Here is a 23,448-nt window from a genome sequence, read left to right as displayed (position 1 = left end):
AAGCGGCCCCAATACAGTTGAATGCAATTTGCCTGACACGGTGATGCGGCAGAATTGGGGCTGCTGCGCAGCCCGGCGGGGATAAATCCCCTCGCCACAGATTAACCCCTCCAAAAAGAGTCGATTGGGGCACAATCGGGCGATACGAATAAGAGCCCCACCCCATGCTGATCGACGAAGAATTGACCCTGAAGAAACTCGAGGTGTTCCTGGCCTTCATGCGCACCGGCAACCTGGCGCGGGCGGCGGCCGAGTTGCAGACCAGCAATGTCAGTGTGCACCGGGCCATTCACTCGCTGGAGAGCGCCCTGCGCTGCCCGTTGTTCAAGCACGAAGGCCGCAACCTCACGCCGCTGGAAAGTGCTTACGTGCTGGAAGAGCGGGCGCAGAAGCTGATCCAGGACGTGGTCGAAAGCGTACGCCTGACCCGCGAAGCCGCTGGTTTCTCCGCCGAACGCTTCAAGCTCGGCTCGCTGTATTCGTTGACGGTCAAGACCGTGCCGCAACTGATCATGGGCCTGAAGATCCGCCGCAGCGAACTCAATATCGACCTGATCCTCGGCTCGAACATCGACCTGCTGTACAAGCTCAAGAACATGGAAGTGGACGCGATCCTGATCTCCCTGGACGACAGCGTTAACGACCCGGACTGTGAGCATATCGAGCTGTTTTCCGACGACATCTTCCTCGCCACGCCAGCTGATTCACCCTTTGCCCAGCGCAGCGAGGTCGATCTGGCCGAGGTGCGCGACGAGACGTTCATCACCTTGACCCAGGGCTTCGCCACGCACCAGGACGGGGTTCGGGTGTTCAAGCAGGCGGGGTTCGAGCCGAAGGTGGCGATGCAGGTCAACGACATCTTCACCCTGCTGAGCATGGTTAGCTCCGGGGTGGGCTATGCGTTGTTGCCGGGACGAATTGCGGCGGTGTATGAAAACCGGGTGAAATTGATCCCGTTGCAGGAAAGGTATCGGCTACAACAGCGCATTGGCGTGGTGTTCCTGAAGGCCAAGGAGCGTGATCCGAATCTGCTGGCGCTGTTGGCTGAGTGCCGGATGTATGCCAACCGCCAGGCTTGAGACCGTGTTGCCTTCATCGCGAGCAAGCTCGCTCCCACAGGGACACGCGGTCAACTGTGTAGCGAGCCTGCTCGCGATGGGGACAGTCCTGTCGACAAAGAGACCAGGCCCTACCCCATCAACCCCCGCATGATCAAAAACAACAACGAAGGCCCCAACAAGCACCCAAGCGCCGTATAGAACGCCGCCGTCAGGCAGCCATATGGCACCAGTTTCGGATCGGTGGCCGCCAGGCCACCGGCCACGCCGCTGGAGGTGCCCATCAGGCCACCGAAAATCACCGCGCTGCGCGGATTGTTGAGGCCAATCAACGGTGCCACGAACGGCGTCGCTACCATCACCAGGATTGCCTTGATCAACCCGGCGGCAATGGACAACGCCATCACCTCGGAACTGGCACCAATCGCCGCCCCGGTCACCGGCCCGACGATGTAGGTCACCGCCCCGGCGCCAATGGTGGTCAGGCTCACCGCGTCGGTGTAACCGAACGCCATCGCCACGCCCACGCCAGCGATGAACGACGTAGCGACCCCGACGAACAGCGCCAGCACCCCGACGAAACCGGCGCGCTTGAGTTCTTCGATACTCACGCCAAACGCCGTGGCGACGATGGCAAAGTCCCGCAGCATCGCACCGCCCAGCAAACCAATCCCGGACAGCAGCGGAATGTCCACCACCCCCTTCTGCCCACCCGTCATAGCCCCGCCAATGTAGGAGAGCACCAGCCCCAGGAGAATGGCGATGGCCGAACCATGCAGCCGACCTTTGGTGAACGTGTTGCTGATCCAGTAGGACACCCACATGGTGATGCCGACAATCGCAAAACCACTGATCAGGCCGTAGCCGGTGATGACTTTCATCATGGATTCGTACATGGCAATCACCCGACCGTCTTAACGGAGACGTTGCCCTGGGGCCCTTTGTTACCAATGCGCACCAGCACCGGCACCAACGCAAAGGCAATCACCACCGCCAGGGTTCCGGCCAGGATCGCCATCGGTCCGCCCTTGAGCGCGCCGTAGACGTTTTGCTGCGCCGCCATCGCCACCACAATGGGAATGTAGACCGCGCTCCAGAATTCCACGCCGGCCTCGGATTTACCCTTGAACAGGCCACGCTTGCTCAGGTAACTGCCCAGGCCGATCAACAACAGCATCGCAATGCCGACGCCGCCGACGTTGGCCGGCACGCCGATCAATTTGCCCAGCAGTTCACCGATAAAAATACCCGCCAGGGTACAAAAGGCCAAAAATGCCACACCGTAGATAATCATTGTTGTAGTCCTCAAAGTGCATCGTCGAAGTTGTTGTTTTTGTGCTTCGCCAGCTTGAGTCGGTGGTTTAGGGTTGGCGGTTTCCCTCCTCACGCAACAGCGCCTGCAAGGTGTCGAGCCGGGCACCGTCGAAAGCCATGACAGTGCCCTGCTCGAATACCCGGCGCGCCAGGGCGGTCAGCACCGCACCGGGCGGCAGTTCGATCTGTAGTCGCACGCCTCGCTCGTAGGCGCTTTGCACGGTGCCGCGCCAATCCACCACGCGGCACATGTTGAACGCCAGGTCGTCGCGCAAAGCCTCGGTGTTGACCAGCGGTCGCGCGCGGCTGCCGCTGAGATAACCCAAGGCCGGTGCTTTCAACGACACGTCGGCAAATGCCTGGGCCAATACCCGGGCTGGTGCTTCCAGCAACGGGCAATGGGACGGCACGCTCACTGCCAGCCGACAGGCCTTCCCGGCGCCCAGGCTTCGCGCCTGCCTGGCAACGTTGTTCATGGCCTCGTCGCTGCCGGCGATGACCACCTGGTTATCCGCGTTGATGTTGGCCAGGTAGACCGGAGTGTGGTCGCTGTGCACCTGCGCCAGCAATGCCTCCACTGCCGCGAGGTCGAGGCCGATGATCGCGGTCATGCCATAACCTTGCGGATACGCCTGCTGCATCAATTCGCCCCGCAGGCTGACCAGCCGCAAAGCATCCTCGAACCCCAGCGCCCCGGCCACCACCGCCGCCGGATAGGCACCGATGGACAGTCCCGCCACGTAGTCCGGGGCAGGTGCCTGCTCCAGCAAGCGACGGGACGCCGCCACGCCGGCGATCAACAAACATAGTTGCACCGCACGGGTCGATTGCAGCGCCTCGGCACTGTCCAACTGCAGGACATCCTCACCGAGCACGTCGTTCGCCTCGCCCAGAATTTGCGGCGCCAGGCCATGAAGCATGCCTGCTCGCTGCGCACCCTGGCCGGGGAACACCAAGAGGCTGCTCACGCGACTTGCTCCAGCGATGGCTGCCAAGGATCGCTCACCAGCCGAGCTTGAAGATCATCCTTGAGCAAGACCCGCCGCGACGAACCCGCCCACTCGCGCAGGGCGACGGCACCGCAGGGTGTTTGCAACTGCATATCCACGGCGCAAACCGAGGCATCCAGTTGCGCCAGCAATTCCCTGGCCTGGAGACGATCGAGAAAATGCGGCACCCGCAGAATCAAATCCAGGTCGCTGCGTTCATGCAGCGCCTCGATACCCGTGGCGAGCTCGAACCCGGCGCTGCCGCTGACGCCCCAGGTCCAGCCACTGGCATCAAGCAGCGGACGCAGGTGGGACAGTGCTTGCAGGGCTGGCAAGTCGCGAGTCGAGGCAACGTGACAAAGATCTTCTGGCCTGACGCGACGGGCGATCGCCGCGATCGCCATCGAGGTTGCATAACGCTGCTCGCGCAAGCGCCCGCGCACGCCGACCGCGATTTGACCTGGTGCCGTCAGTGCGCGCCGAACCACCACCGGTTGGCCGGCGGTGATCGACTCGACTACCCATTTTGACGCATCCGCAGCCAACTGCTCCGGGGTCAGCCCCCAGAGCAGGTCATGGGCCAGATACGTACTCACCACTGCTCTCTCAGCAGTTGGCGAACCCTGCTCGACGCGATGCGGTTGTACGCCCCCAGACGGCCGCTCAGATCACGCGGCCCCGCCTCGACATCTTCAATCGCCTGGAGCAGACAATCCGTCACCCGCGTCAGATCCTGGGCCAAGGGCTGTTCGATTTGCTCCACCGACAAAATTTCCCATAACAACCCCAGGCTGGCAAAGCTGTCGATGTCATAGGCCATCGGCGGCACGCTGGCGGCCAGGGCTTCAAGCTCCTCGACGCTGCGCAGGGTCACCCGCGCCGCCGAAGCCTTGCCCATGGCGTGGACCATCACCCCCGGATCGCGCAGTGCAATCAGCCGATTGGCCTGGTAGCCGTGGGACAGGAACGCCCCCGACATGGCCTTGCCCACCAGCAGGCCAATCACCGGGTGCCCGGCCAGCCGCGCACGGGCATAGCTGTCCGCCGCTCCGGCCAAGGCCTGATGGATGCCCAGGGCTTCTTCGCGCCGGCCGTAGGCCTGGCTCGGCACATCGACAATAGCGACCAATGCACGCTTGTGAGGGGCATCGCGGTCGGCGTCGATGGCATCGTCCACGGCCTTGGCCAGGCCCCACCCCTCGAGCAAACCCACCTCGCCATTGCGGGCACGGGGAAAACGACTGTCGGGATCCGCCACCACCGCCAGCAGGCGCACGTGTTGCCCGCCCAGCGTGACGTCCGCGACCTTCAACGAAGCAGGCAAGCTTTCCAACGGTTTGGCGCCGCCGCTCAAGGCCTCGAACCAGCGCAAACCTCTCAATGAATACGAGTTCATGGGCGTTCTCCTTGATACAACTGGCGAACCGCGGCTGGTTCGATTTGCACGTCGGTGTCCAACCGGGCCAGGCGTTGCAGGAACAGTTCGGCCTGCCCGCTGCGGTGCTCGGTGGGAACACCCAGATGCAGCAGTTGGCTGACCTGCTGGCGGATCCGCGCCACATCATCGGCGACATAACGGTCCACCAGTCCACTGGCGAAACGTTGCTCGCCGCCGGTCAGGCTCCAAATGAACGGCCGGTCGCGGGAGTCGTATTCGTCGATCCCGGCCTCCTGTTCGATCACTTGTGGGCCGTTGAGGCCCAGCCGGGCTTCCTGGGTCACCAGCAGATAACTGCACAGCCCGGCGGCGATGGACATGCCACCGAAACAGCCGACGCTGCCGGCCACCACACCGACCACCGGTTGGTATTGGCGCAGGTCGACAATCGCCGAATGAATCTCGGCAATCGCCGCCAATCCGAGGTTGGCTTCCTGCAAACGCACGCCGCCGGTTTCCAACAGCAACACCGCGCGGGTCGGGGTGCCCTTGCGGTTGTCCTCGGCGGCCAGTTCCAGCGCACCGGCAATCTTCGCCCCGCCGACTTCGCCGAGGCTGCCGCCCTGGAACGCGCCTTCGATGGCGGCGATCACCACGGGCAGGCCATCGAGGCTGCCTTTGGCGATCACCACGCCGTCGTCGCTTTGTGGCACCACGCCCTGGCGCAGGAGCCAGGGCGACATGATTCGCTGGAACGGGTCGAGCAGTTCGCGGAACGTACCGTCATCGAGCAAAGCCTTGGCCCGCTGCCGGGCGCCGAGTTCGACGAAGCTGTGCTTGTTGAGCAACGCTGCACTGTCAGTCATGGCCGATCTCCTCGAAGCCTTGCTCCAGGCGCAAACGCACCACGCCGGGGGTGGCGCCGAAATCGTGGATGTCGATAGACAAGGCCGGCGGTGTCTGGCCGTCGAACATGCGGGCGAACAGGTGCTGCCAGCGTTGTTCACTGCCGTTGACCGAGGTCTGCACCTGAATGGTCAACTTGCCCGCCAGGCCGGGTTCGATCAGCACTTCCAGGTCGCCCGAGCCGACGCAGCCCACCAGCGCCCGCCCCCGTGGCGGCTGCCCGGCGGGGAATTCAAAGGATAAGGTTTCCATCAATACACTCCAGTGAAGAGGCCATCGCCGCGTTCGATACGATCGAGGAACAGGCAGGCGGCGAGCAGGTCGGCAGCGCCGCCGGGCGAGGCGTTCAAGGCGATCAGTTGTTGGTCCAGGGCGTGCAACTGGCGGCGTCCGCCCAGGCTCGCACTGCCACCGGCATCGAGCACCGCCTTGGCGCCCAGCTGCATAGCCTGCAAACCGGGTTCGCCAGCACGGTAGAGCACGCAGGTGTCAGCCAGGGTGGTCATGATCGCCAGCAAGGCATCGAGCCGGGCGTTCTGCTCGCCCGCGCCCGCCGCGCGACTGCGCTTGAGTTGCGGCAGGCCGAGGCCGGTCACTGCCGGGAACGCCAGCTGCGCTTCCTCCCGGGCACCGCGTACGCCGTAGCGCTGGGCTACCTGGGCACCATGGCTCAAGGGTTGAGGTGCATAACGGTCGTTGAGCAAGGCCAGGCGCGCAGCCCTCAGGGTGACTGCGCCTGGCGCATTGGATTCAGGCTCCAGCGCCGTCGCCGCCACGAGCAAGCCCAAGGCCCAGATCGCGCCACGGTGGGTGTTCACGCCGCCCGTGGTGACAAGCATCGCGGCTTCACCTTCACGGCCGATCCGGCCGAGGGCTTCGCGCAATGGCAGGCCGATTTCGCCACAATCGAGGGCGGCTTCGGCCATTTCCTTGAACGCGGGCCACAGCGACAGCGCCGAGGCGTGCATCAGGCCCAGGTGCAGATCGGTGTGGGCGCCGTTGCCGCGCCGGTCCACCAGGGCGGGTTTGGGCGACAGGTCGGCCTCGTCGATCAGCGCATCCACCGCCATGTCCGCCAGACGTTCGGCCAAGGACAGTTTTTTCGGTTGCAGGTTAAAGGCGTGCATTACCAGCTCCTGAACTTGGCGGGCGGGTTGTAGAGGCCACCGGACCACTCCACCAGGTCGGCCACGCTCTTGGCCGCAAGCAGCTCGCGGGTGGCGTCGGTCCGGCGGATGCCGAGGTCCTCGGGCAAGGCGATCAACCCTTCGCGACGCATGCACGCGGTGTCTTTCGGGTTGTGGCGCAAGCCGATGGCAGTGACCCCGGCCACAGCCGCGATCATCGCCTGGCGCTCTTCCAGGGAACGGGCCTTGTACAGGTAGGCGATGCCTTCTTCGGTGAGCAAATGGGTGACGTCGTCGCCGTAGATCATGATCGGCGCCAGGGGCATGCCAGCTTTCTTCGCCACGTCCACCGCGTCGAGGGTGTCGACGAAGGTCGGTTTACCGCCCTCCTGGAACGTCTCGACCATCTGCACCACCAGCTTCTTGCCGCGTTCGAGCAACGGCGCTTCGCCATCGCCATGGCGCATGTCGAGCCAGGCTGGCGTGCCGTGGCGGCGACCGCGCGGGTCGTGGCCCATGTTCGGCGCACCGCCAAAACCGGCCAATCGACCGCGCGTCACCGTTGAGGAATGGCCGTCGCCGTCCACTTGCAGCGTCGCGCCGATGAACAGGTCCACCGCGTACTGTCCGGCCAATTGGCAAACCATGCGGTTGGAACGCAGCGAGCCATCGCGTCCGGTGAAAAACACATCCGGTCGCGCGGCGATATAGTTTTCCATGCCCAACTCAGTGCCAAAACAATGCACGCTTTCAACCCAGCCGCTTTCAATGGCCGGGATCAAGGTTGGGTGAGGATTGAGGGTCCAGTTACGGCAGATCTTGCCCTTCAAACCGAGGGATTCACCGTAGGTCGGCAGGATCAGTTCGATGGCGGCGGTGTTGAAACCGATGCCGTGGTTGAGGGATTGAACGTTGTGTTTTTCGTAGATCCCGCGGATCGCCATCATCGCCATCAGCACATGCACAGGCTTGATGTGGCGCGGGTCACGGGTGAACAGCGGCTCGATGTAGAACGGCTTGTCGGCCACCACCACGAAATCGACCCAGGACGCCGGAATGTCGACGCGCGGCAGGTCACTGACGTCGTCCACCAACTGGTTGACCTGGACAATGACAATCCCGTCGCTGAACGCCGCCGGCTCAATCAGCGCCGGTGTGTCTTCGGTGCTGGGGCCGGTATAGATATTGCCGGCGCGGTCGGCCATGAAACCGGCCGAGAGCACCACATTGGGGATCAGGTCCACCACCAACCGGGCGTAGAGCTCGATGTAGGTGTGAATCGCGCCGATTTCCAGCAGACCGTCTTCGAGCAATTGGCTGATGCGCAGGCTCTGGGTGCCGGCGAAGGAAAAATCCAGCTTGCGGGCAATGCCGCGTTCGAACAGATCGAGGTGCTCGGAACGGCCGACGCTGGGCATGATCATGTGCAGGTCGTGCAGCTTCGAAGGATCGACTTTCGCCAGGGAGCGGGAAAGGAAGTCCGCCTGCTTCTGGTTATTGCCCTCCAGCACCACGCGGTCACCGGGCAGGATCAACGCCTCCAGCGCAGCAACGATCTTGTCGGTGGGCAACACCACACCGTCGGCAAGCCCCTTCACCAGCTCGAGACGCCGCTGCTTTTCGCTGCGCCGCCGCGTCCAGCGCGAGTCGGGGGATATTGTTGTTGTCATGACCACTCCACGGGTTCGCTGTCGTGGGGGTTACCTTAGGAGGGTCGTGGCAGGTGCATCAATCAAGCTCAGCGGTGGATCGTTACGGTTGGAGTAACGGTGGGATGGATCACACCGCCCTGTGGCGAGGGAGCTTGCTCCCGCTGGCCTGCGAAGCAGGCCCCTGCGTATTTTCAGGCAGACCGCATTGCCGGGTTCGCGGCTGCTACGCAGCCGAGCGGGAGCAAGCTCCCTCGCCACAGGGTTATTGGTAGGCCGGTTAATCACGGCGCAACGATGCCCCGTGTGGGAGCAAGCTCCCACAGGAATTAGATTTTGCGGCTATCACGAGGCTTCAACTGGTACTCATCAAACACGATCGAAAGCGTCTTCACCCAGCAAGTTGATCTTGTCCTGCCGCGCTACCCGCACCACGAAGCTGTTACCCGCCGCAAATTTTGCAGCCCAGTCCTGGGGCGTGTAGAGCGTAGGGTTAAGACGACGGCCCAGTTGCTCCTCCAGAGGCATAAGCCGCTCCATCACTTCACTGTAGTGCAGGCCTTCGCCGATCAGCATGAGATCTATGTCACTAGATGCGTTCGCCTGACCTTTGGCGATGGAGCCGTAGACGAACGCCCAACTCAACTGCCTGGAAAACGGCTGCAAAGCTTGGCGCAACGGCTCGGCTATCCCCATGGTTTTTTGAACGATGCCCAACAGTTCCGCGTAGATCGGGCAATGCACATTGGCTTGGTAATGGGTTTGATTGCCCTGACGAGTCATCAGCAAAATCCCTGAGCTTTGCAAACGCTCCAGCTCCCGCATGAGACTGCCCTTGCCGACTTGAGCCCAGCGAGCAATTTCATTGGCATAGAAGCTTTGATCCGGTTTACCGAACAACAGGCCCAGGACCCGTTGCTGAGTGGCCGTGAACAACGCATCGCTTAGAGAGAGGTGATTCATGGCAAAGGCTATAAGTCCCAAAAAGGGAACGATAGGTCCCTTTTTGGGACTTATCAAGTTGGGATTGACATTAAACGTAGCGCCCGGCCTTTTGGGAGAGACAGGGGTATGTGGTTGGGTTCGAGTTCTGTAGCGAGGGGGTTTGTCCCCGCTGGGCTGCGCAGCAGCCGTAACCTGAGCAGTCTGACATTCCGAGAACTCAGGCTTGGGGGCCGCTGCGCGGCCCAACGGGGATAAATCCCCTCGCCACAAGAACGCGTTCAGCTTTAGCGCGGGTCGACAATATCCAGCGCCCGATTGGCCAGCAACTGACTGAGTTCGATCATCTGCTGGATGCCCAGGGCAAAATGCCGGGGCGAACCCTCAAGGTCGAAAGCCAGCTCGTTGAGCATGACATTGGCGGAGGCGAGGGTTTCGCTGAGGTTGGCCAGGAGGCATTCGCTGTCGAGGTCATCCACGACAGTGAACAGTTGACCAGGAGGTTGTTTCTTTTTGGTTTGAGGTTTGGGGTCGAGATAGAAGCTCAGGGCACGTTCGGCGGCTTCATCAAGCTTTTGCGGATCAAGGCCGGCGTGGCCTGATGAGGGGTCGGTTTCGGGGGGATTGGGGGTGACCTTGAACATAGGGTGACACTCCGTTTACTGGTTGGAGCTGCCACGTTCGTTTCCAAGCGAATGGGTGGCAGCCGTACGCAGGTTGGAAAACCGGGGTAAACGAGCCCGGCAGACCCGAAGGTCTCCCGCGCACAGCCGCCATAACGAAAGCAAGGTCAAAAAACGACCGTCAGCATACGTTATGAAGGGCGCTTTTGCGCCGTCTACTTCGGGTTTCCAAGCCCGATCGCTGAATTTGCAGCGACAGGAAAAGGTTAGCGACAGCCCTTCCCACCCGGCAACCGCCAGAACTCGTCGGAAAAATCTGCTTGAGTCAGGAAGTTTGTCCGACCATTCCCACAACCTTGGTCGGCTGTCAGGCCGCCATCGCGAGCAAGCTCGCTCACACACAGGTTTTTGGTCGTTTATAAGATCAGTGTCCACCGCCAATCTTGCTCGCGATGGCGGTGGCTCTGCTTGCATCAATGCAGAATGTGCCGTCGCCTTCGCGGGCAAGCCCACATTGGAATTGAGTACACCCGGGCGAAACAGGTCGGCTATAAGGCCGCCTCGCGCCGGACGTTGATCTCGGCGCCCCGTTAACCACGATGGCCGAACGCAGGTATTGCGTAGTGGGCATCCCAGCATGGATGCCGGGATAGCCGCGCTGGGCCATGGATGGCCCTTCGCGGCGGGCCCACGGAGCAATGCCTGCGTTCGGGCATGCCGAGCCCTAGCGAGGCACCGAGTGGTGGGGCAAAAGCGCTTTGGTTACTTTCGCGCTTTTCGAAAGTGACCCGCCGTCAGGGCGGAACCCTAAGTGGCCGTTACCACAGAAATGGATATGCACCCGGTCAACGGCTATCAGGCCACCTCACGGGCAAGTTCGCCCTACATTGGAACTTCGTATGTCTCAGGATTTGTGCTGCCGAACCAATCCCGCAGCCACCACCAACTCCTCCAACGCCAACAAATCCGGCACCTTCGCTACATGCTCCCCCACCTGCACCGCCGCCTGCTCCAACCCGCACAGCGGCACGTCGACGTAGCTCAGTTGAGTGTCGAGCTTGTAGGACCGCGGGATGCCCTGCACCAACAGCGCAATGAACCTCAGCTCCGGACGCCCGCCCAGGGCATTGAGCACGACGATGCGCACTCTTTCGCCGATCACGGTTTTCTGGCCACAGGCCGATTCGAAGCTCAGCAGCGGGATTTGCCGTTCGCGCCAGCTCACCCAACCCAGAAACCACGGCGGGGTGTCCATGTCGAAGGCGCTGCTCTGGTAGTCGATCAACTCGGCCACGGCCACGTTGGGCAGGATCAGGTGGCGGTCGGCCAGTGGCAGCAGCAGGCCGGTGAGGTGGTCGGTACGCGAGTGGTGCAGGTCATGCATGGGTCTTGCTCCAGTGGGCGATGCTGTCGAGCAGCACCGACTCCTGGTACGGCTTGCCCAGGTAGTCGTTGACGCCGATGGCCATGGCGCGGTCGCGGTGTTTCTGGCCGGTGCGGGAGGTGATCATGATGATTGGCAGGTGCGCCAGGCGCGGGTCGTTGCGCACTTGCGTGGCCACTTCGAAGCCGTCCATGCGCGGCATCTCGATGTCCAGCAGCATCAGGTCCGGGGCGTGCTCGGCCAGCAGCGCCATGGCATCCACGCCGTCCTTGGCGGTGAGGACGTGCATGCCGTGGCGCTCCAGCAGGCGACTGGTGACCTTGCGCACGGTCACCGAGTCGTCCACCACCAGCACCAGCAGCGGCCGTTGCGGTTCGCCCTCGCCTTCTACCGGCACTTGGCGGCGCGGCACCTGGTGGGGCAAGGCTCGGATCGGCGCCAGCAGGTCGAGAATCAACACCACCCGGCCATCCCCCAGGATCGTCGCCCCGGACAGGCCCTGTACCGCCGAGAACTGCGGACCGAGGCTCTTGACCACAATCTCCCGGGTCCCGGCGGTAGCGTCCACCTGCACCGCGACATGCCGCTCGTTGCACTGCACCAGCAGCACCGGCAAGGGCTGGCTCTGGCCCAGCAGTTTCGGCCGGGCGCCGGTTTTCAGCAGCTCACCGAGGTAGCACAACTCGTAACGCTGCCCGGCGTAGGTGTAGGTTGGCGGATCGAGCTGGTAATGGCCGTCCAGTTCGGCGGGCAATACCCGGACAATGCTCTCGATGGTGTTCAGCGGGATCGCGTACTGGTCTTCGTGACAGTGCACCATCAACGCCCGGTTAACCGCCACGGTAAACGGCAGGCGAATGCGGAAATGCACGCCCTGCCCCGGCGTGGAATCGATGACCATGCTGCCGCCCAATTGCCGCACCTCTTCGTGGACCACGTCCATGCCGACGCCACGCCCGGAGATCTGGGTGATTTTCTCGGCAGTGGAAAACCCTGGTTGCAGGATGAACTGCAGCACGTCGCGGTCGCTGATGTCGCTGTCCGGCGCCAGCAAACCACGCTTGATCGCCTTGCTGCGCACCGCCTCCAGCGGCACGCCGGCGCCGTCGTCGCGGATGTCGAAAATGATGTCGCCGCCTTCCCGGGACAGGTCGAGGCTGATACGTCCTCGTGCCGGCTTGCCGGCGGCAATGCGCACGTCGGCCGGCTCCAGGCCGTGGTCGACAGCGTTGCGCAGCATATGTTCAAGAGGGGCAGCCATGCGCTCCAGCACGTTACGGTCCATCTCGCCGTCGGCGTTGCCGACCAGGAATTCCACGTCCTTGCCCAGCTCCTGCGCCACTTGCCGGACGATGCGCTTGAGCCGGGGCAGCATGCGCTCGAAGGGCACCATGCGCGTACGCATCAGGCCTTCCTGGAGCTCGGTGTTGATACGCCCCTGCTGTTGCAGCAGGACCTCGGCATCGTGATTGCTGCGATCAAGGGTTTCCTTGAGCTCAAGCAAGTCCGAGGCGGACTCGAACAGTGCCCGGGACAACTGCTGCAACTGGGAATGGCGGTCCATCTCCAGCGGGTCGAACTCTTCATAGCCCAGGCGCTCGGCCTCGACCTGTTGCCGGCTGAGAATCCGCCCCTGGGTTTCGGTATCCAGGCGTCGCAGCTGATCGCGCATGCGCTCGATGGTGGTTTCCATTTCGCCCAGGGCCACGCGCGCGTCGTTGACCTGCTGTTCGATACGGCCACGGAAGATCGACGTTTCGCCCGCCAGGTTCACCAGGTCGTCGAGCAGTTCGGCGGAGACCTTGACCATGTCCGCACCGTCGCCCGCCGCGCCGGGGTCCGGTCTTGCAGGCGCCGCGGGCGGGCTGACGATGGGAGTGGGCACCGGCTCCGGCGCCGAGACAGCCTGCGGCGCGGCATTCTCCTGGGGATGATTCACCGCCTGGATCTGTGCAATCAGCCGATCCGCCAGCGGGCACGGGTGACCGGCGCGCACGGCGTCGAGCATCTGCGCCAGTCGGTCATGGCTGCTTTGCAACAAGGTGAACAGCGCCGGGGTCGGCTGAAGCAGACCCGCCGACAGGCCTTCATAGAGGTTTTCCAACTCGTGGGCCAGGTCGCCGATGGGGACGATTTCCACCATGCGCGCACCGCCCTTGAGGGTATGCAAATCCCGTAGCAAGGTTTCCACGGCCTGGCGATTCGACGGTTCTTCCTGCCAGCGCAGCAGTGCCGCGCCCGAGCTGTCGAGGATGTCGAAGCCTTCCTCAAGGAAGATTTCCAGCAACTCGGGATCATGGCCGGCGCCGTCGGCCTGGGCCGCTGCGCTCGTCTCGATGGCGTTCGGCTTGTCCTGGCGGAACCGTCGAATGGCGTCGATCAGCGCAACGGGATCGCCCAACGGCTGGCCCTGCTGCAACTGCCCGAGCAACAGGTCGAGGCGTTCATGGCTGCTGGCGAGCAGTTGCGCCAGCTCCTCGCTGTAGCTGTAGCGCCGGTCCACCAGTCCTTCGTAAAGGTTTTCCAACTCCTGGGCCAGGTCGCTCACCGGCCGGATGTCGGCCATTCGCGCACCGCCCTTGAGGGTGTGCAAGTCACGTTGCAGCGAGGACAGCGGCGCGCCGTTATCTGGGTCGGCCAACCAGCGCTGCAAGGCTTGTGCGGCGCTTTCGAGGATGTCTTGGGCTTCTTCGAGGAAAATCGCCGCGAGATCATCTTCCATCGAAGTATCGACGGGCGCGTCACGCTCCATTTCCGCTGTCGCGTGGCTCAGTTCGCGGATGCTCAGGGTGCGGCTGCCGTCGCTGCGGATCAGACCGGTGGCCGACGGATCGAGGCTCTCCTGGAGCAGGCGGCGCAAGGCTTGTACCCGCTCGGGCTGCGGATGCACATGCTGCCCGGCCGCCAGCTCATCGAGCATGTCGATCAGCGCTTCATGGGCGCGCTGGGCCTCCTGGAAAAATTCATCGCTGACCGCCAGGCTGCTTTCCTCTACCGCACCGTAGAGGTCGAGCAAGGCTTCGCAGAGTTCGTCCACCGGGTGCAAGTCGGCCAAGTGCGCACCTTCGCCGAGGGTGGTCAGCTCATCGAGCAGCGCACTCAGTTCCTGGCCTTCGCCGGGGTGCTGCTGCCAGCGCTGCAAAAGGCTTTCGGCGTCCAGCAGGATGTCCATGCCCTGGGCGAGGAAGTTGTTGATCAGTTGTGGGTCGCGCTTGGTTCGCAGCACTTTGTCTGGCGCGTTGTTGGCGGTGTGCAGACGCTCGGCCAGCAGGGCCTGGGCACGCAGGATCAGATCCTCGGCCCCGGGAATCGCCGCCAGCGGCTCGCTGTGCAACTGGCGCAAGCCCCGGCGTAGCAGCCCTTCGGCTTCCAGCAGCAATTCGACCTCATCCAGGTCGAGGGCAATCAGATGCGCCCGGTATTCCCGGGCCAACTCATCCATCGCCCCCGCCAGTTCGACGATCGGCAGCACGCCGGCCATCGAAGCGCTGCCCTTGAGCGTATGCAAGGCCCGCTGCAATTCATCACTGGCCTGCAAGGGCAGGTGGTCGGCCGACTGATCGAGAAAGCGATTGAGGCTAGCGAGGTGGCCCTGGGCTTCGTTGTCGAAGATCTTCAACAGCAGCGGATCGAGAGCGGCCACGTCCTGCTCGTCTTCATCCTCCTCGTCGCCGCCCTTGGCCAGGACATGGGCGCGGGCGGCCAAGCGGTCGACGTCGTCGCGCTGGCGCTGGTGATTGGCCGCGAATTCGGCCACCAGGGCCGGCAACAACTGCACCGTGTCTTCAACCAACTGGCGTACCGGGGCCTGCGGCTCGACGCTGCGCTCCAGGACCCGGTTGAGCAGGTTTTCCACGGCCCAGGCCAGTTCACCCAGCACCAGCGCCCGGACCATCCGGCCGCTGCCCTTGAGGGTATGGAAGGCCCGGCGCAGTTCGCTCAGCGCGCCATGATCGTCGGGATGCGCACTCCAGCGCGGCAGGTATTCACGCAGGACGTCCAACACCTCGCCGGTTTCCTCGAGGAAGACCTCGCGCAACTCGTCGTCCACCGGACGTTCATCCAACGGTGGCGGCAACAGGCTGCCCGGGGTGCTCCTGGCCGGCGGATTGACCGCCGAGATCGGGCTGGCCAGCACCTCGGCCAAGGATTGCACCGTCTGCGGGTCATCCAGTTCCTGCAAGTCCTGCATGACCTGGGCTTCGTTGGGGCTCAACACATCGTCGAGCACCGGCACCCGCGCTTCGTCAGGGAAATAACCGAGCGCAGCCAAGCTCCGCTCGACCCCATTGAGCAACGGCTCGCCGGAGGTTTCCGGGTCCTCGCTCAAGCGCTCCAGGTAGTATTCGAGGCCGGTGATCACGTCGGCCAGGTGGTCGAGTTCTTCCCACCCCGGCTGGGCCTGGTCCAGCAACAGGTGGTCGCGGATGAACGCGTTGCAGGCCTCCACCAGGCTGGCGGCACGGCTCAGGGGAATCATCGCCAGCGCGCCGCGCACCTGGGTCAGCAGCGCCGGCAAGGGTTGCAGTTGCTCGCTGTTCCAGTCCGCGTCGATGTAGTCGACGATCATGTCCTTGGCCTGTTGCAGGCAGGTGTGGGCTTCCTTGATGACGATCTGGTGGATCTGGGTCAGGTCGGTGGTGGGCAGGTGGGTGTCTTCGCGGCTCTCGGGCTCGACGGTGCCGACCATGCCGGCCAGGGTCGCCTCGACGTAGAGCAAGGCCCCGGCGACGTCCATGAGGGTCGCGTCATCCGGCTCGCGCTGGCCCTGGGCAAGGCTCAGCACCACCGCCAGTTGATCGATGATGACCTTGCGCGGCTGGCCGAAACCGAGCACCGCCAGGGTGTCGGCGATCTGCCGCAGCGGCGCCAACAGGCTGTCCAGCTCCGAGGCATGCTGGCGGTCACTGCGCACGAACAGGTCCAGGCGCTCCTTGACCCGTACCAACTCCTCGCACAGCGCGGCAAGCACCGAGCGCATGGCATCGCGGTCGGGCCCGGCCAGGCGCGCGCGTTCTTCGTCGACCATGGCGCTGTCGGGCAGCGCGTCGTCCAGTGAGTAGCGTTCTTTCATGATCTGCATCTGCCCGCTGGGATGTTCGGCCTTGGCAATATAGAACAACAAGCTCTTGAGCAGGTGGGGCGGTGCCGGCTGATTGATGCCAGGCATGCCTTGGTCCAGCAGGCGCTTGAGTTCCTTGTCGGCTTCCTTGAACAGGCTGCGCAGCGCCGGGCTGTTGGCGATACGCCCGTCACGCATGCCTTCGACCAGCGCCGAGGCCACCTGCCATAACGCATTGAGCGGCGCCCCAGCGCACAAGGTTTCCAGGCGATGGAAGACCTTGGCCAGGTAACCCAGGTGGGTCGCGTCATCCTGTTCGCGCAACAGACCCACCAGGGCCATTTGCAGGGTCTGGCGCAGTTTGCGCAAGGTGTTTGGCAGGTCCGCGGGTTCGAGGCGCTGCAACGCCTCGTCGCTGAGCGGCGCGATATCGGGCAACTCGGGGCTGAACAGGCTGGTTTCCGACAACAGGCTCTCGCCCCGGGCACTGCGCAGGTCATTGATCAAGGGCAGCACCACCAGCGGCAGGTCGCGACGGGCACCTTGTACGCGGTCCAGGTAGATCGGCAACTGCCCCAGGGCCTGGCTCAACAGGCTGATGGCTTCGTCGCGATGGGTGACGCGGTTGTCCTGCAGGGCGGCGCACAGCTGCTCCATCTCCTCGGCCAGCAGCGCCGCACCGTAGAACTCGACCATCTGCAGGCCGCCGTGGACCTGGTGAATGCAGGCCAGGCATTGCCCGAGGGCGTCCGACGCCTGCGGATCGTCCACCAGGCGGTTGAGGGCCAGATGAGCCTGCTTCAGCGTTTCGGCAATCTCGCCCTTGACCCATTCCAGGGCCACATAGTCGTGCCGATCACCCATAACCACTCCAAATCCTGTGGCGAGGGGATTTATCCCCGCTGGGGCGCGAAGCGGCCCCCAAAAATGCTGAATCCAACATCTATGTTCCAGACTGGCTATTTCGGGACTGCTTCGCAGTCCAGCGGGGATAAATCCCCTCGCCACAAATGATCTTCATCACCAGACAGGTCAAACCAGTCACCCTTTTTCCTCATCGCCAGCCGCTGCCGCCGCCGGCAAGGTAAACCCCGACACCGAACGGCGCAGCTGGCTGGCCATTTTCGCCAGGTTGCCAATGCTCTCGGCAGTGGCGGTGGAACCGGAGGAGGTCTGCGAGGTGATCTGCTGGATCACGTTCATGGTCAAGGAAATCTGCCCCGCCGAGGTGGTCTGTTGCTGCGCAGCGTTGGAAATGCTCTGGATCAGCGCCGCCAGGGTCTTGGACACGCCTTCGATTTCTTCCAGGGCGACGCCAGCGTCCTGGGCCAGTCGCGCACCACGCACCACTTCAGTGGTGGTCTGCTCCATGGAAATCACCGCTTCGTTGGTGTCGGCCTGGATCGCCCGCACCAGGGTCTCGATTTGCCGGGTCGCCGCCGAAGAGCGCTCGGCCAAGCGCTGCACTTCATCGGCCACCACCGCGAACCCGCGCCCGGCATCACCGGCCATGGACGCCTGGATGGCGGCGTTGAGTGCCAGGATGTTGGTCTGGTCGGCGATGTCGTCGATCAGGCTGACAATGTCGCCAATTTCCTGGGATGACTCACCCAGGCGCTTGATGCGCTTGGCGGTGTCCTGGATCTGTTCGCGAATGTTGTCCATGCCGTGAATGGTGTTGTGCACCACCTCGTTGCCCTTGTTGGCAATTTCCACCGACCGCTCGGCCACCGCCGACGACTCGGCGGCATTGGCCGACACCTGGTCGATGGACTGGGCCATTTCATTAATTGAAGTCGAAGCTTCGGAAATCTGCTGGGCCTGGTGCTCGGAGGCCTGGGCCAGGTGCATCGCCGTGGCCTGGGTTTCCTGCACGGCGGCGGCGACTTGGCCGGCGGTGAGGTTGATGGTCGCCACCAGATCGCGCAGTTGGTCCACCGAGTAGTTGATGGAATCGGCGATGGTGCCGGTGAAATCCTCGGTGACCGAGGCCGTGACGGTCAGGTCGCCGTCAGCCAGGTCCTCGATTTCATCTAGCAGCCGCATGATCGCGTTCTGGTTGCGCTCGTTCTTTTGTGCGGTTTCGTGCAACTGACGGTTGGTCTCGCGGACCATCACCAGTCCGATCAGGATGATCGACATCAGCGCCAGCAGGCCCAGCACATAGCCGCCGATGGTGTTGACGGAACGCCCGCCGGCCAGGTTTTCGAAGGCCGTGGCCAGATGCGAAGCCTCGTCGAGCAAGGTCTGCGACAAGTTGAAGATATTGCCGGCCGATTCGCGGACCTTGAACAGCTCCGGCGAGGTCTCGAGGATTTCGTCCACCGAGCCGGAGACGAACTCGAACAGCTCGCTGATTTCGCTCAGCCGCGCCCGGGCATCACGGTCCTGGACCTGGGAGATTTTCAGGGCGGCGTCACCTTGCAGCATGCCATTGAGCACCTGGCCAAAACGCGCCGCGTCGCGACCGAAGGTGTCGGCGGCCTGGCTGGCGTTTTCGTCCCCCGCCAGCACGGTATTCACCGCGCCGAGAATCCGTTCGGCCAGCAACGACTGGCGCTGGGCCATGGCCACCTGGGCGGCCGGCGCGCCGCGTTGCAGCAGGATCTCGACGACTTTTTCGTACTCGACCTGCAACTGCGGCACAGTTTCGGCCAGGGTCGCCGCCACCTGGTGCAGCGACAGCACGGTCTGTTCACTGGAGAGAATGGCATCGGTGTTCTTGAGCAGGCGCTCCCAATCCAACTGCACGGCGCGCATCTGCGGGCGCAGGGTGGCGGGCGCAGGGGGCAGGCCGGTCACCGGGTCGCCCTGTTTCAGGTAGCCCCAGCGCTGGGCGAAGTCATTGCGCGCATCGCTCAGCAGCTTGAATGCCGCAGGCTTTCCGGCGGCAGCCTCGGTGGCGTTCTTGGCGATGCGCTGGGACAGTACCCGCAGCTCACCGGCATGGCCGATGTACTGCTTGTCGTAGGAGGACTGGGTGTTGAGGTAAGCGAAGTTGGCGAACAGCAGCATGATGAAGACGATCAGCGCGACGAACAGCACGATGATCTGCGAACGACTGCGCGACGCTTCCAGTGGCTTGCCTGTTTTTGCTTTGATCATCGGTTCTCGCCTGTACTGCCCAATCCAACCCAGTCACCGCCGAACCAATGTGGGAGCGAGCTCGCTCCCACAAGGGGCCTGCGCTGCACCTCGTTAAATCGCCACATCCATGAACCCCGGCGACCGCGCCAGGGCAAACGGGCTGAACACTTGCCACTCGCGCTCGCCGCCAAACCGCCCCTTGACGAAGGCCGCTTCGGGGCCGTCAAGGTCGTCCACCAGCGTCGGTTCCAGGCTTTCCTGGGCAAAATGCTGCAGCCCAAGGACCTCGTCCACCAACAACCCGGCGAACACCTCGTCGTGATCCACCACCAACACGCGCCGCTGCTTGCGCACGGTCGACAGCTCGTGGCCAAAGAACCCGCACAAGTCCATCAACGGCAACAAGCGCCCGCGCAGGTTAGCCACTCCACGCACCCACGGCTTGACCCCGGGCAAATGCGTGTGACGTGGTTCGTGCAGCACTTCGCTGACTTCGCCCATCGGCGCCACGTACCAGTGCTCGCCCAAGCGAAAGCCGATGCCGCTCCAACCGGCGCGATGGGCCGGCTGGGAGGGCAGGTCCGCCCCCAGCAACCGGCAGCGCCGGTCGATCTGCAGCAGCAGTTCGAATGCAGTCAGGGATTGGCTCATGGCCGTGCCGTCAACCCGCCAGCACTTTGTTCAGGGTCGCGATCAGGGTTTCTTCGTCCACCGGTTTGGTCAGGTAGTCCCTCGCACCTTGGCGCGTGCCCCAGACCTTGTCGGTGTCCTGGTCCTTGGTGGTGATGATGATCACGGGGATGTGGCCGGTGTCCGGGTCCTTGGTCAACTGGCGCGTGGCCTGGAAACCGTTGAGGCCGGGCATGACGATGTCCATCAGCACCGCATCGGGTTTTTCCTGGCGGGCCAGGGCCACGCCATCGGCGCCATTCTCGGCCTTCAGGACCTGATGGCCGTGCTTTTCCAGCATGCCGGTCAGTTTGTACATTTCAGTCGGCGAATCATCGACGATCAGAACTCGTGCCATGGTGTTCCCCATTTTCTTGTTGACCCCTGGCCCGTTGGCCAAGTGTCATTAATGTGCCTGGTGCGGCTGGACAGCGGCAAAGCCCGGGACATGGGCCTGTATCGCGCCCAGCAGTTCTTCCTTGCTGAACGGCTTGGTCAAAAACTGATCGGAACCGACGATGCGCCCCTTGGCCTTGTCGAACAACCCGTCGCGGGACGACAGCATGATCACCGGCGTGGCCTTGAACGCGCTGTTGTTCTTGATCAGGGCACAGGTCTGGTAGCCATCCAGGCGCGGCATCATGATGTCGACAAAAATGATGCCCGGATGATGGTCGGCGATCTTGGCCAGGGCATCGAAACCATCGACGGCCGTGATCACCTCGCAGCCCACGTTGCGCAGCAAGGTTTCGGCGGTGCGGCGGATGGTCTTCGAATCGTCGATGACCATGACCTTCAAGGCGCTGGGTTGCTGCTGCGTGAGATGCTCTGCCATTGCCACTGCAAACCGGTTTTTAACGCGTAAGTGTGATCGACAGCGCAAACCCTTGATGTTCAAGGCCCGCACGTCACATGGCAGCCTTTTTAGCACAGTCTCCATCGCCGATCTATCGGCCGCTCGGCGCGGTGGTTTTTCCTTGACCGCCAATCTTCCGGGCGCCACTCTGACGCCACTTTTTCGCACCAATATGTGCCCATCACATTCGAGGAACCAAGCCATGAGCGTACGCGTCGGCATTGTCATGGACCCTATCGCCAGTATTTCCTATAAAAAGGATAGCTCGCTGGCCATGCTGCTGGCCGCTCAGAAGCGCGGCTGGGAGCTGTTCTACATGGAACAGCGCGACCTCTACCAGGCCGAAGGCCAGGCTCGGGCGCGGATGAAGCCGCTGAACGTCTTCGCCAACCCTGAGAAGTGGTTCGAGCTGGGCGACGAACGTGATGCGCTGCTCAGCGACCTGGACGTGATCCTGATGCGCAAGGATCCGCCGTTCGACATGGAGTTCGTGTACTCCACCTACCTGCTGGAACAAGCGGAGAACGCCGGCGTGCTGGTGGTCAACAAGCCCCAGAGCCTGCGCGACTGCAACGAAAAGCTGTTCGCCACGCTGTTCCCACAGTGCACGCCGCCGACCATCGTCAGCCGTCGCCCGGACGTGCTGCGCGAATTTGCCGGCCATCACGGCGACGTGATCCTCAAGCCCCTGGACGGCATGGGCGGTTCCTCGATCTTCCGGCACACCGCCGGCCACCCGAACCTGTCGGTGATCCTGGAAACCCTGACCTTGCACGGCCAACAGCAGATCATGATCCAAGGCTACCTGCCGGCCATCGTCGACGGCGACAAGCGCATCCTGATGATCGACGGCGAACCGGTGGATTATTGCCTGGCGCGTATCCCGGCCGCCGGTGAAACCCGGGGCAACCTGGCGGCCGGTGGTCGTGGCGAAGCCCGTCCGTTGACCGAGAAGGACCGCTGGATCGCTGCCCAGGTCGGCCCGACCCTGCGGGAGAAAGGCCTGCTGTTCGTGGGCCTGGACGTGATCGGCGAGCACCTGACGGAAATCAACGTCACCAGCCCGACCTGCATCCGCGAGATCGACAACGCCTTTGGCACCGACATCGGCGGCATGCTGATGGATGCCATCGATCAGAAGCTCAAGGCTCGTTGATCCAGATCTGCTGAAGGAAACCCACATTGCGTTATCATGCCCGGCCTGAAAAAAACGCGATGTTGGTTTCCTTGTCATGACACTCCCGTCCGATCTGCCTCAAGAGCTCGCCCATCGTGGCGTGCGCCCGGCTGATCGCCTCGGTTTTACCCTGTTCCTGGCGGCGCTGATCCACCTGGCGCTGCTGCTGGGCGTCGGGTTTGCCACGGTCGAGCCCAAGCAGATCAGCCAGACCCTGGAAATCACCCTGGCCACCTTCAAGAGCGAGACCAAGCCCAAGAAGGCCGACTTCCTCGCCCAGGAAAACCAGCAAGGCAGTGGCACCCTGGAAAAAAAGGCGACTCCCAAGACCACCGAGATCGCGCCATTCCAGGATACCAAGGTACAAAAAGTCACCCCGCCGCCAGCCGCCAAGCCCGAGGTGCAGGAGACGGCGCCCAAGGCCGCCGTGACCACCGTGGCGCCAAAACCGAAAAAGGCCCCGGTCAAGGAAGAGGTCAAGCCTGATCCCAAGCCCAAGGCCCCCGAACCCACCTTCGACAGCTCACAGTTGTCCAGCGACATCGCCAGCCTGGAAGCCGAACTGGCCCAGGAGCAACAGCTCTACGCCAAGCGCCCGCGCATCCACCGCCTGAGCGCCGCCTCGACCATGCGCGACAAGGGCGCCTGGTACAAGGACGAATGGCGCAAGAAGGTCGAGCGCATCGGCAACCTCAACTACCCCGACGAAGCACGGCGCAAACAGATCTACGGCAACCTGCGGCTGATGGTCTCGATCAACCGCGATGGCTCGCTGTATGAAGTGCTGGTACTAGAGTCCTCCGGCCAGCCGCTGCTGGACCAGGCCGCCCAACGGATCGTGCGCCTGGCCGCACCGTTCGCGCCGTTTACCGGGGACCTGTCGGACATCGACCGGCTGGAAATCATCCGCACCTGGAAGTTTGCCCGTGGCGATCGGCTTTCGAGCAATTGAACGAGAGCGGCGTGCCTCGCCCAACTGCATGCAGTGAGCGGGTCGGGCCGCCAGGCTGGCCAGCACAAACCCGACATCGGCCATTGGCAGCAGGGCCTTGCCAAGTCCGGACGAGGAGGAAAACCTAACTGTTCTGTCAGTAGCATCCGACGATGGCCGCCCGCACAATGCCTGACAATACCAACCCAGGTGTACGTCATGTCGACTGTTGAAAAGCAATTGCTTTGTCGCTATCACTACGACCCCTTGGACAAACTGGTCGGCCAGCAGGTGCC

20 protein-coding genes are annotated in these 23,448 nt (G+C 63.1%); 3 read left to right on the top strand and 17 right to left on the bottom strand.

All coding sequences use genetic code 11. From position 1 onward, the window contains the following. The first annotated feature begins 164 nt into the window (after positions 1 to 164). Positions 165 to 1,079: a LysR family transcriptional regulator gene (locus BT116_RS18655; protein WP_072346256.1), complete on the top strand. Its 915-nt coding sequence runs from the start codon at positions 165 to 167 to the stop codon at positions 1,077 to 1,079. Positions 1,080 to 1,189: 110 nt separating this feature from the next. Here the strand turns inward: BT116_RS18655 and madM are convergent, their stop codons facing one another. The 17 genes from madM to BT116_RS18570 form a co-directional block, all read right to left on the bottom strand. Further along, positions 1,190 to 1,954 carry a malonate transporter subunit MadM gene (madM, locus tag BT116_RS18650; protein WP_072346254.1) on the bottom strand — a complete coding sequence of 255 codons (765 nt, stop codon included), beginning with the start codon at positions 1,952 to 1,954 and terminating at the stop codon, positions 1,190 to 1,192. A gap of 5 nt (positions 1,955 to 1,959) precedes the next feature. Next, entirely contained in the window at positions 1,960 to 2,352 is a 393-nt protein-coding gene (gene madL, locus BT116_RS18645) for a malonate transporter subunit MadL (protein ID WP_072346252.1), read from the bottom strand. A 67-nt stretch (positions 2,353 to 2,419) separates the two neighbouring features. Further along, the gene (gene mdcH, locus BT116_RS18640) at positions 2,420 to 3,340 is read right to left on the bottom strand and encodes a malonate decarboxylase subunit epsilon (protein ID WP_072346250.1); all 921 of its coding nucleotides are present in this window, start codon (positions 3,338 to 3,340) and stop codon (positions 2,420 to 2,422) included. Beyond that, on the bottom strand, positions 3,337 to 3,960 hold the full coding sequence (locus BT116_RS18635; protein ID WP_072346248.1) for a malonate decarboxylase holo-ACP synthase: 624 nt from the start codon (positions 3,958 to 3,960) through the stop codon (positions 3,337 to 3,339). Before BT116_RS18635 ends, mdcH begins: the two co-directional genes overlap by 4 nt. After that, positions 3,954 to 4,757 carry a biotin-independent malonate decarboxylase subunit gamma gene (mdcE, locus tag BT116_RS18630; RefSeq protein WP_072346246.1) on the bottom strand — a complete coding sequence of 268 codons (804 nt, stop codon included), beginning with the start codon at positions 4,755 to 4,757 and terminating at the stop codon, positions 3,954 to 3,956. The genes BT116_RS18635 and mdcE overlap by 7 nt, the downstream gene beginning before the upstream one ends. Further along, entirely contained in the window at positions 4,754 to 5,605 is an 852-nt protein-coding gene (locus BT116_RS18625) for a biotin-independent malonate decarboxylase subunit beta (RefSeq protein ID WP_072346244.1), read from the bottom strand. Before BT116_RS18625 ends, mdcE begins: the two co-directional genes overlap by 4 nt. Then, positions 5,598 to 5,897 (bottom strand): malonate decarboxylase subunit delta, encoded by a 300-nt coding sequence (locus tag BT116_RS18620; RefSeq protein WP_003206454.1) that lies wholly within the window; start codon positions 5,895 to 5,897, stop codon positions 5,598 to 5,600. The genes BT116_RS18625 and BT116_RS18620 overlap by 8 nt, the downstream gene beginning before the upstream one ends. Continuing rightward, positions 5,897 to 6,772, bottom strand: a complete 876-nt coding sequence (locus BT116_RS18615; RefSeq protein ID WP_072346242.1) for a triphosphoribosyl-dephospho-CoA synthase — start codon at positions 6,770 to 6,772, stop codon at positions 5,897 to 5,899. The genes BT116_RS18620 and BT116_RS18615 overlap by 1 nt, the downstream gene beginning before the upstream one ends. Then, complete coding sequence (gene mdcA, locus BT116_RS18610; protein ID WP_072346240.1) at positions 6,772 to 8,442, bottom strand: malonate decarboxylase subunit alpha; 1,671 nt, start codon at positions 8,440 to 8,442, stop codon at positions 6,772 to 6,774. Before mdcA ends, BT116_RS18615 begins: the two co-directional genes overlap by 1 nt. Positions 8,443 to 8,790: 348 nt before the next feature. Continuing rightward, entirely contained in the window at positions 8,791 to 9,384 is a 594-nt protein-coding gene (locus BT116_RS18605; protein WP_072346238.1) for a nucleotidyltransferase domain-containing protein, read from the bottom strand. A 266-nt stretch (positions 9,385 to 9,650) separates the two neighbouring features. Further along, entirely contained in the window at positions 9,651 to 10,007 is a 357-nt protein-coding gene (locus BT116_RS18600; RefSeq protein WP_072346236.1) for a DUF6124 family protein, read from the bottom strand. 883 nt (positions 10,008 to 10,890) lie between these two features. Then, complete coding sequence (locus BT116_RS18595; RefSeq protein ID WP_072346234.1) at positions 10,891 to 11,370, bottom strand: chemotaxis protein CheW; 480 nt, start codon at positions 11,368 to 11,370, stop codon at positions 10,891 to 10,893. Next, entirely contained in the window at positions 11,363 to 17,296 is a 5,934-nt protein-coding gene (locus BT116_RS18590; RefSeq protein WP_072346232.1) for an Hpt domain-containing protein, read from the bottom strand. Before BT116_RS18590 ends, BT116_RS18595 begins: the two co-directional genes overlap by 8 nt. A 177-nt stretch (positions 17,297 to 17,473) precedes the next feature. Next, positions 17,474 to 19,537, bottom strand: a complete 2,064-nt coding sequence (locus BT116_RS18585) for a methyl-accepting chemotaxis protein (RefSeq protein WP_072346230.1) — start codon at positions 19,535 to 19,537, stop codon at positions 17,474 to 17,476. A gap of 93 nt (positions 19,538 to 19,630) precedes the next feature. After that, the gene (locus BT116_RS18580; RefSeq protein ID WP_072346228.1) at positions 19,631 to 20,170 is read right to left on the bottom strand and encodes a chemotaxis protein CheW; all 540 of its coding nucleotides are present in this window, start codon (positions 20,168 to 20,170) and stop codon (positions 19,631 to 19,633) included. Positions 20,171 to 20,180: 10 nt separating this feature from the next. Continuing rightward, entirely contained in the window at positions 20,181 to 20,546 is a 366-nt protein-coding gene (pilH, locus tag BT116_RS18575) for a twitching motility response regulator PilH (RefSeq protein WP_063325209.1), read from the bottom strand. 48 nt (positions 20,547 to 20,594) lie between these two features. Beyond that, a complete protein-coding gene (locus BT116_RS18570; protein ID WP_003206467.1) occupies positions 20,595 to 21,023 on the bottom strand; it encodes a response regulator in 429 nt (142 codons plus the stop codon). A gap of 223 nt (positions 21,024 to 21,246) precedes the next feature. Here BT116_RS18570 and gshB point away from each other — a divergent pair, with 223 nt between their 5' ends. After that, complete coding sequence (gene gshB, locus BT116_RS18565) at positions 21,247 to 22,200, top strand: glutathione synthase (RefSeq protein ID WP_072346226.1); 954 nt, start codon at positions 21,247 to 21,249, stop codon at positions 22,198 to 22,200. A gap of 76 nt (positions 22,201 to 22,276) precedes the next feature. Then, positions 22,277 to 23,173: an energy transducer TonB gene (locus BT116_RS18560; protein ID WP_072346224.1), complete on the top strand. Its 897-nt coding sequence runs from the start codon at positions 22,277 to 22,279 to the stop codon at positions 23,171 to 23,173. Positions 23,174 to 23,448: the final 275 nt, after the last annotated feature.

It is taken from the genome of Pseudomonas sp. NFACC16-2, assembly GCF_900119205.1.
GTDB classification, from domain to species: Bacteria; Pseudomonadota; Gammaproteobacteria; order Pseudomonadales; family Pseudomonadaceae; genus Aquipseudomonas; species Aquipseudomonas fluorescens_Q.
The sequence above is the reverse complement of the archived record's forward strand: the minus strand, read 5'-3'. Positions and strand labels throughout refer to the sequence as shown.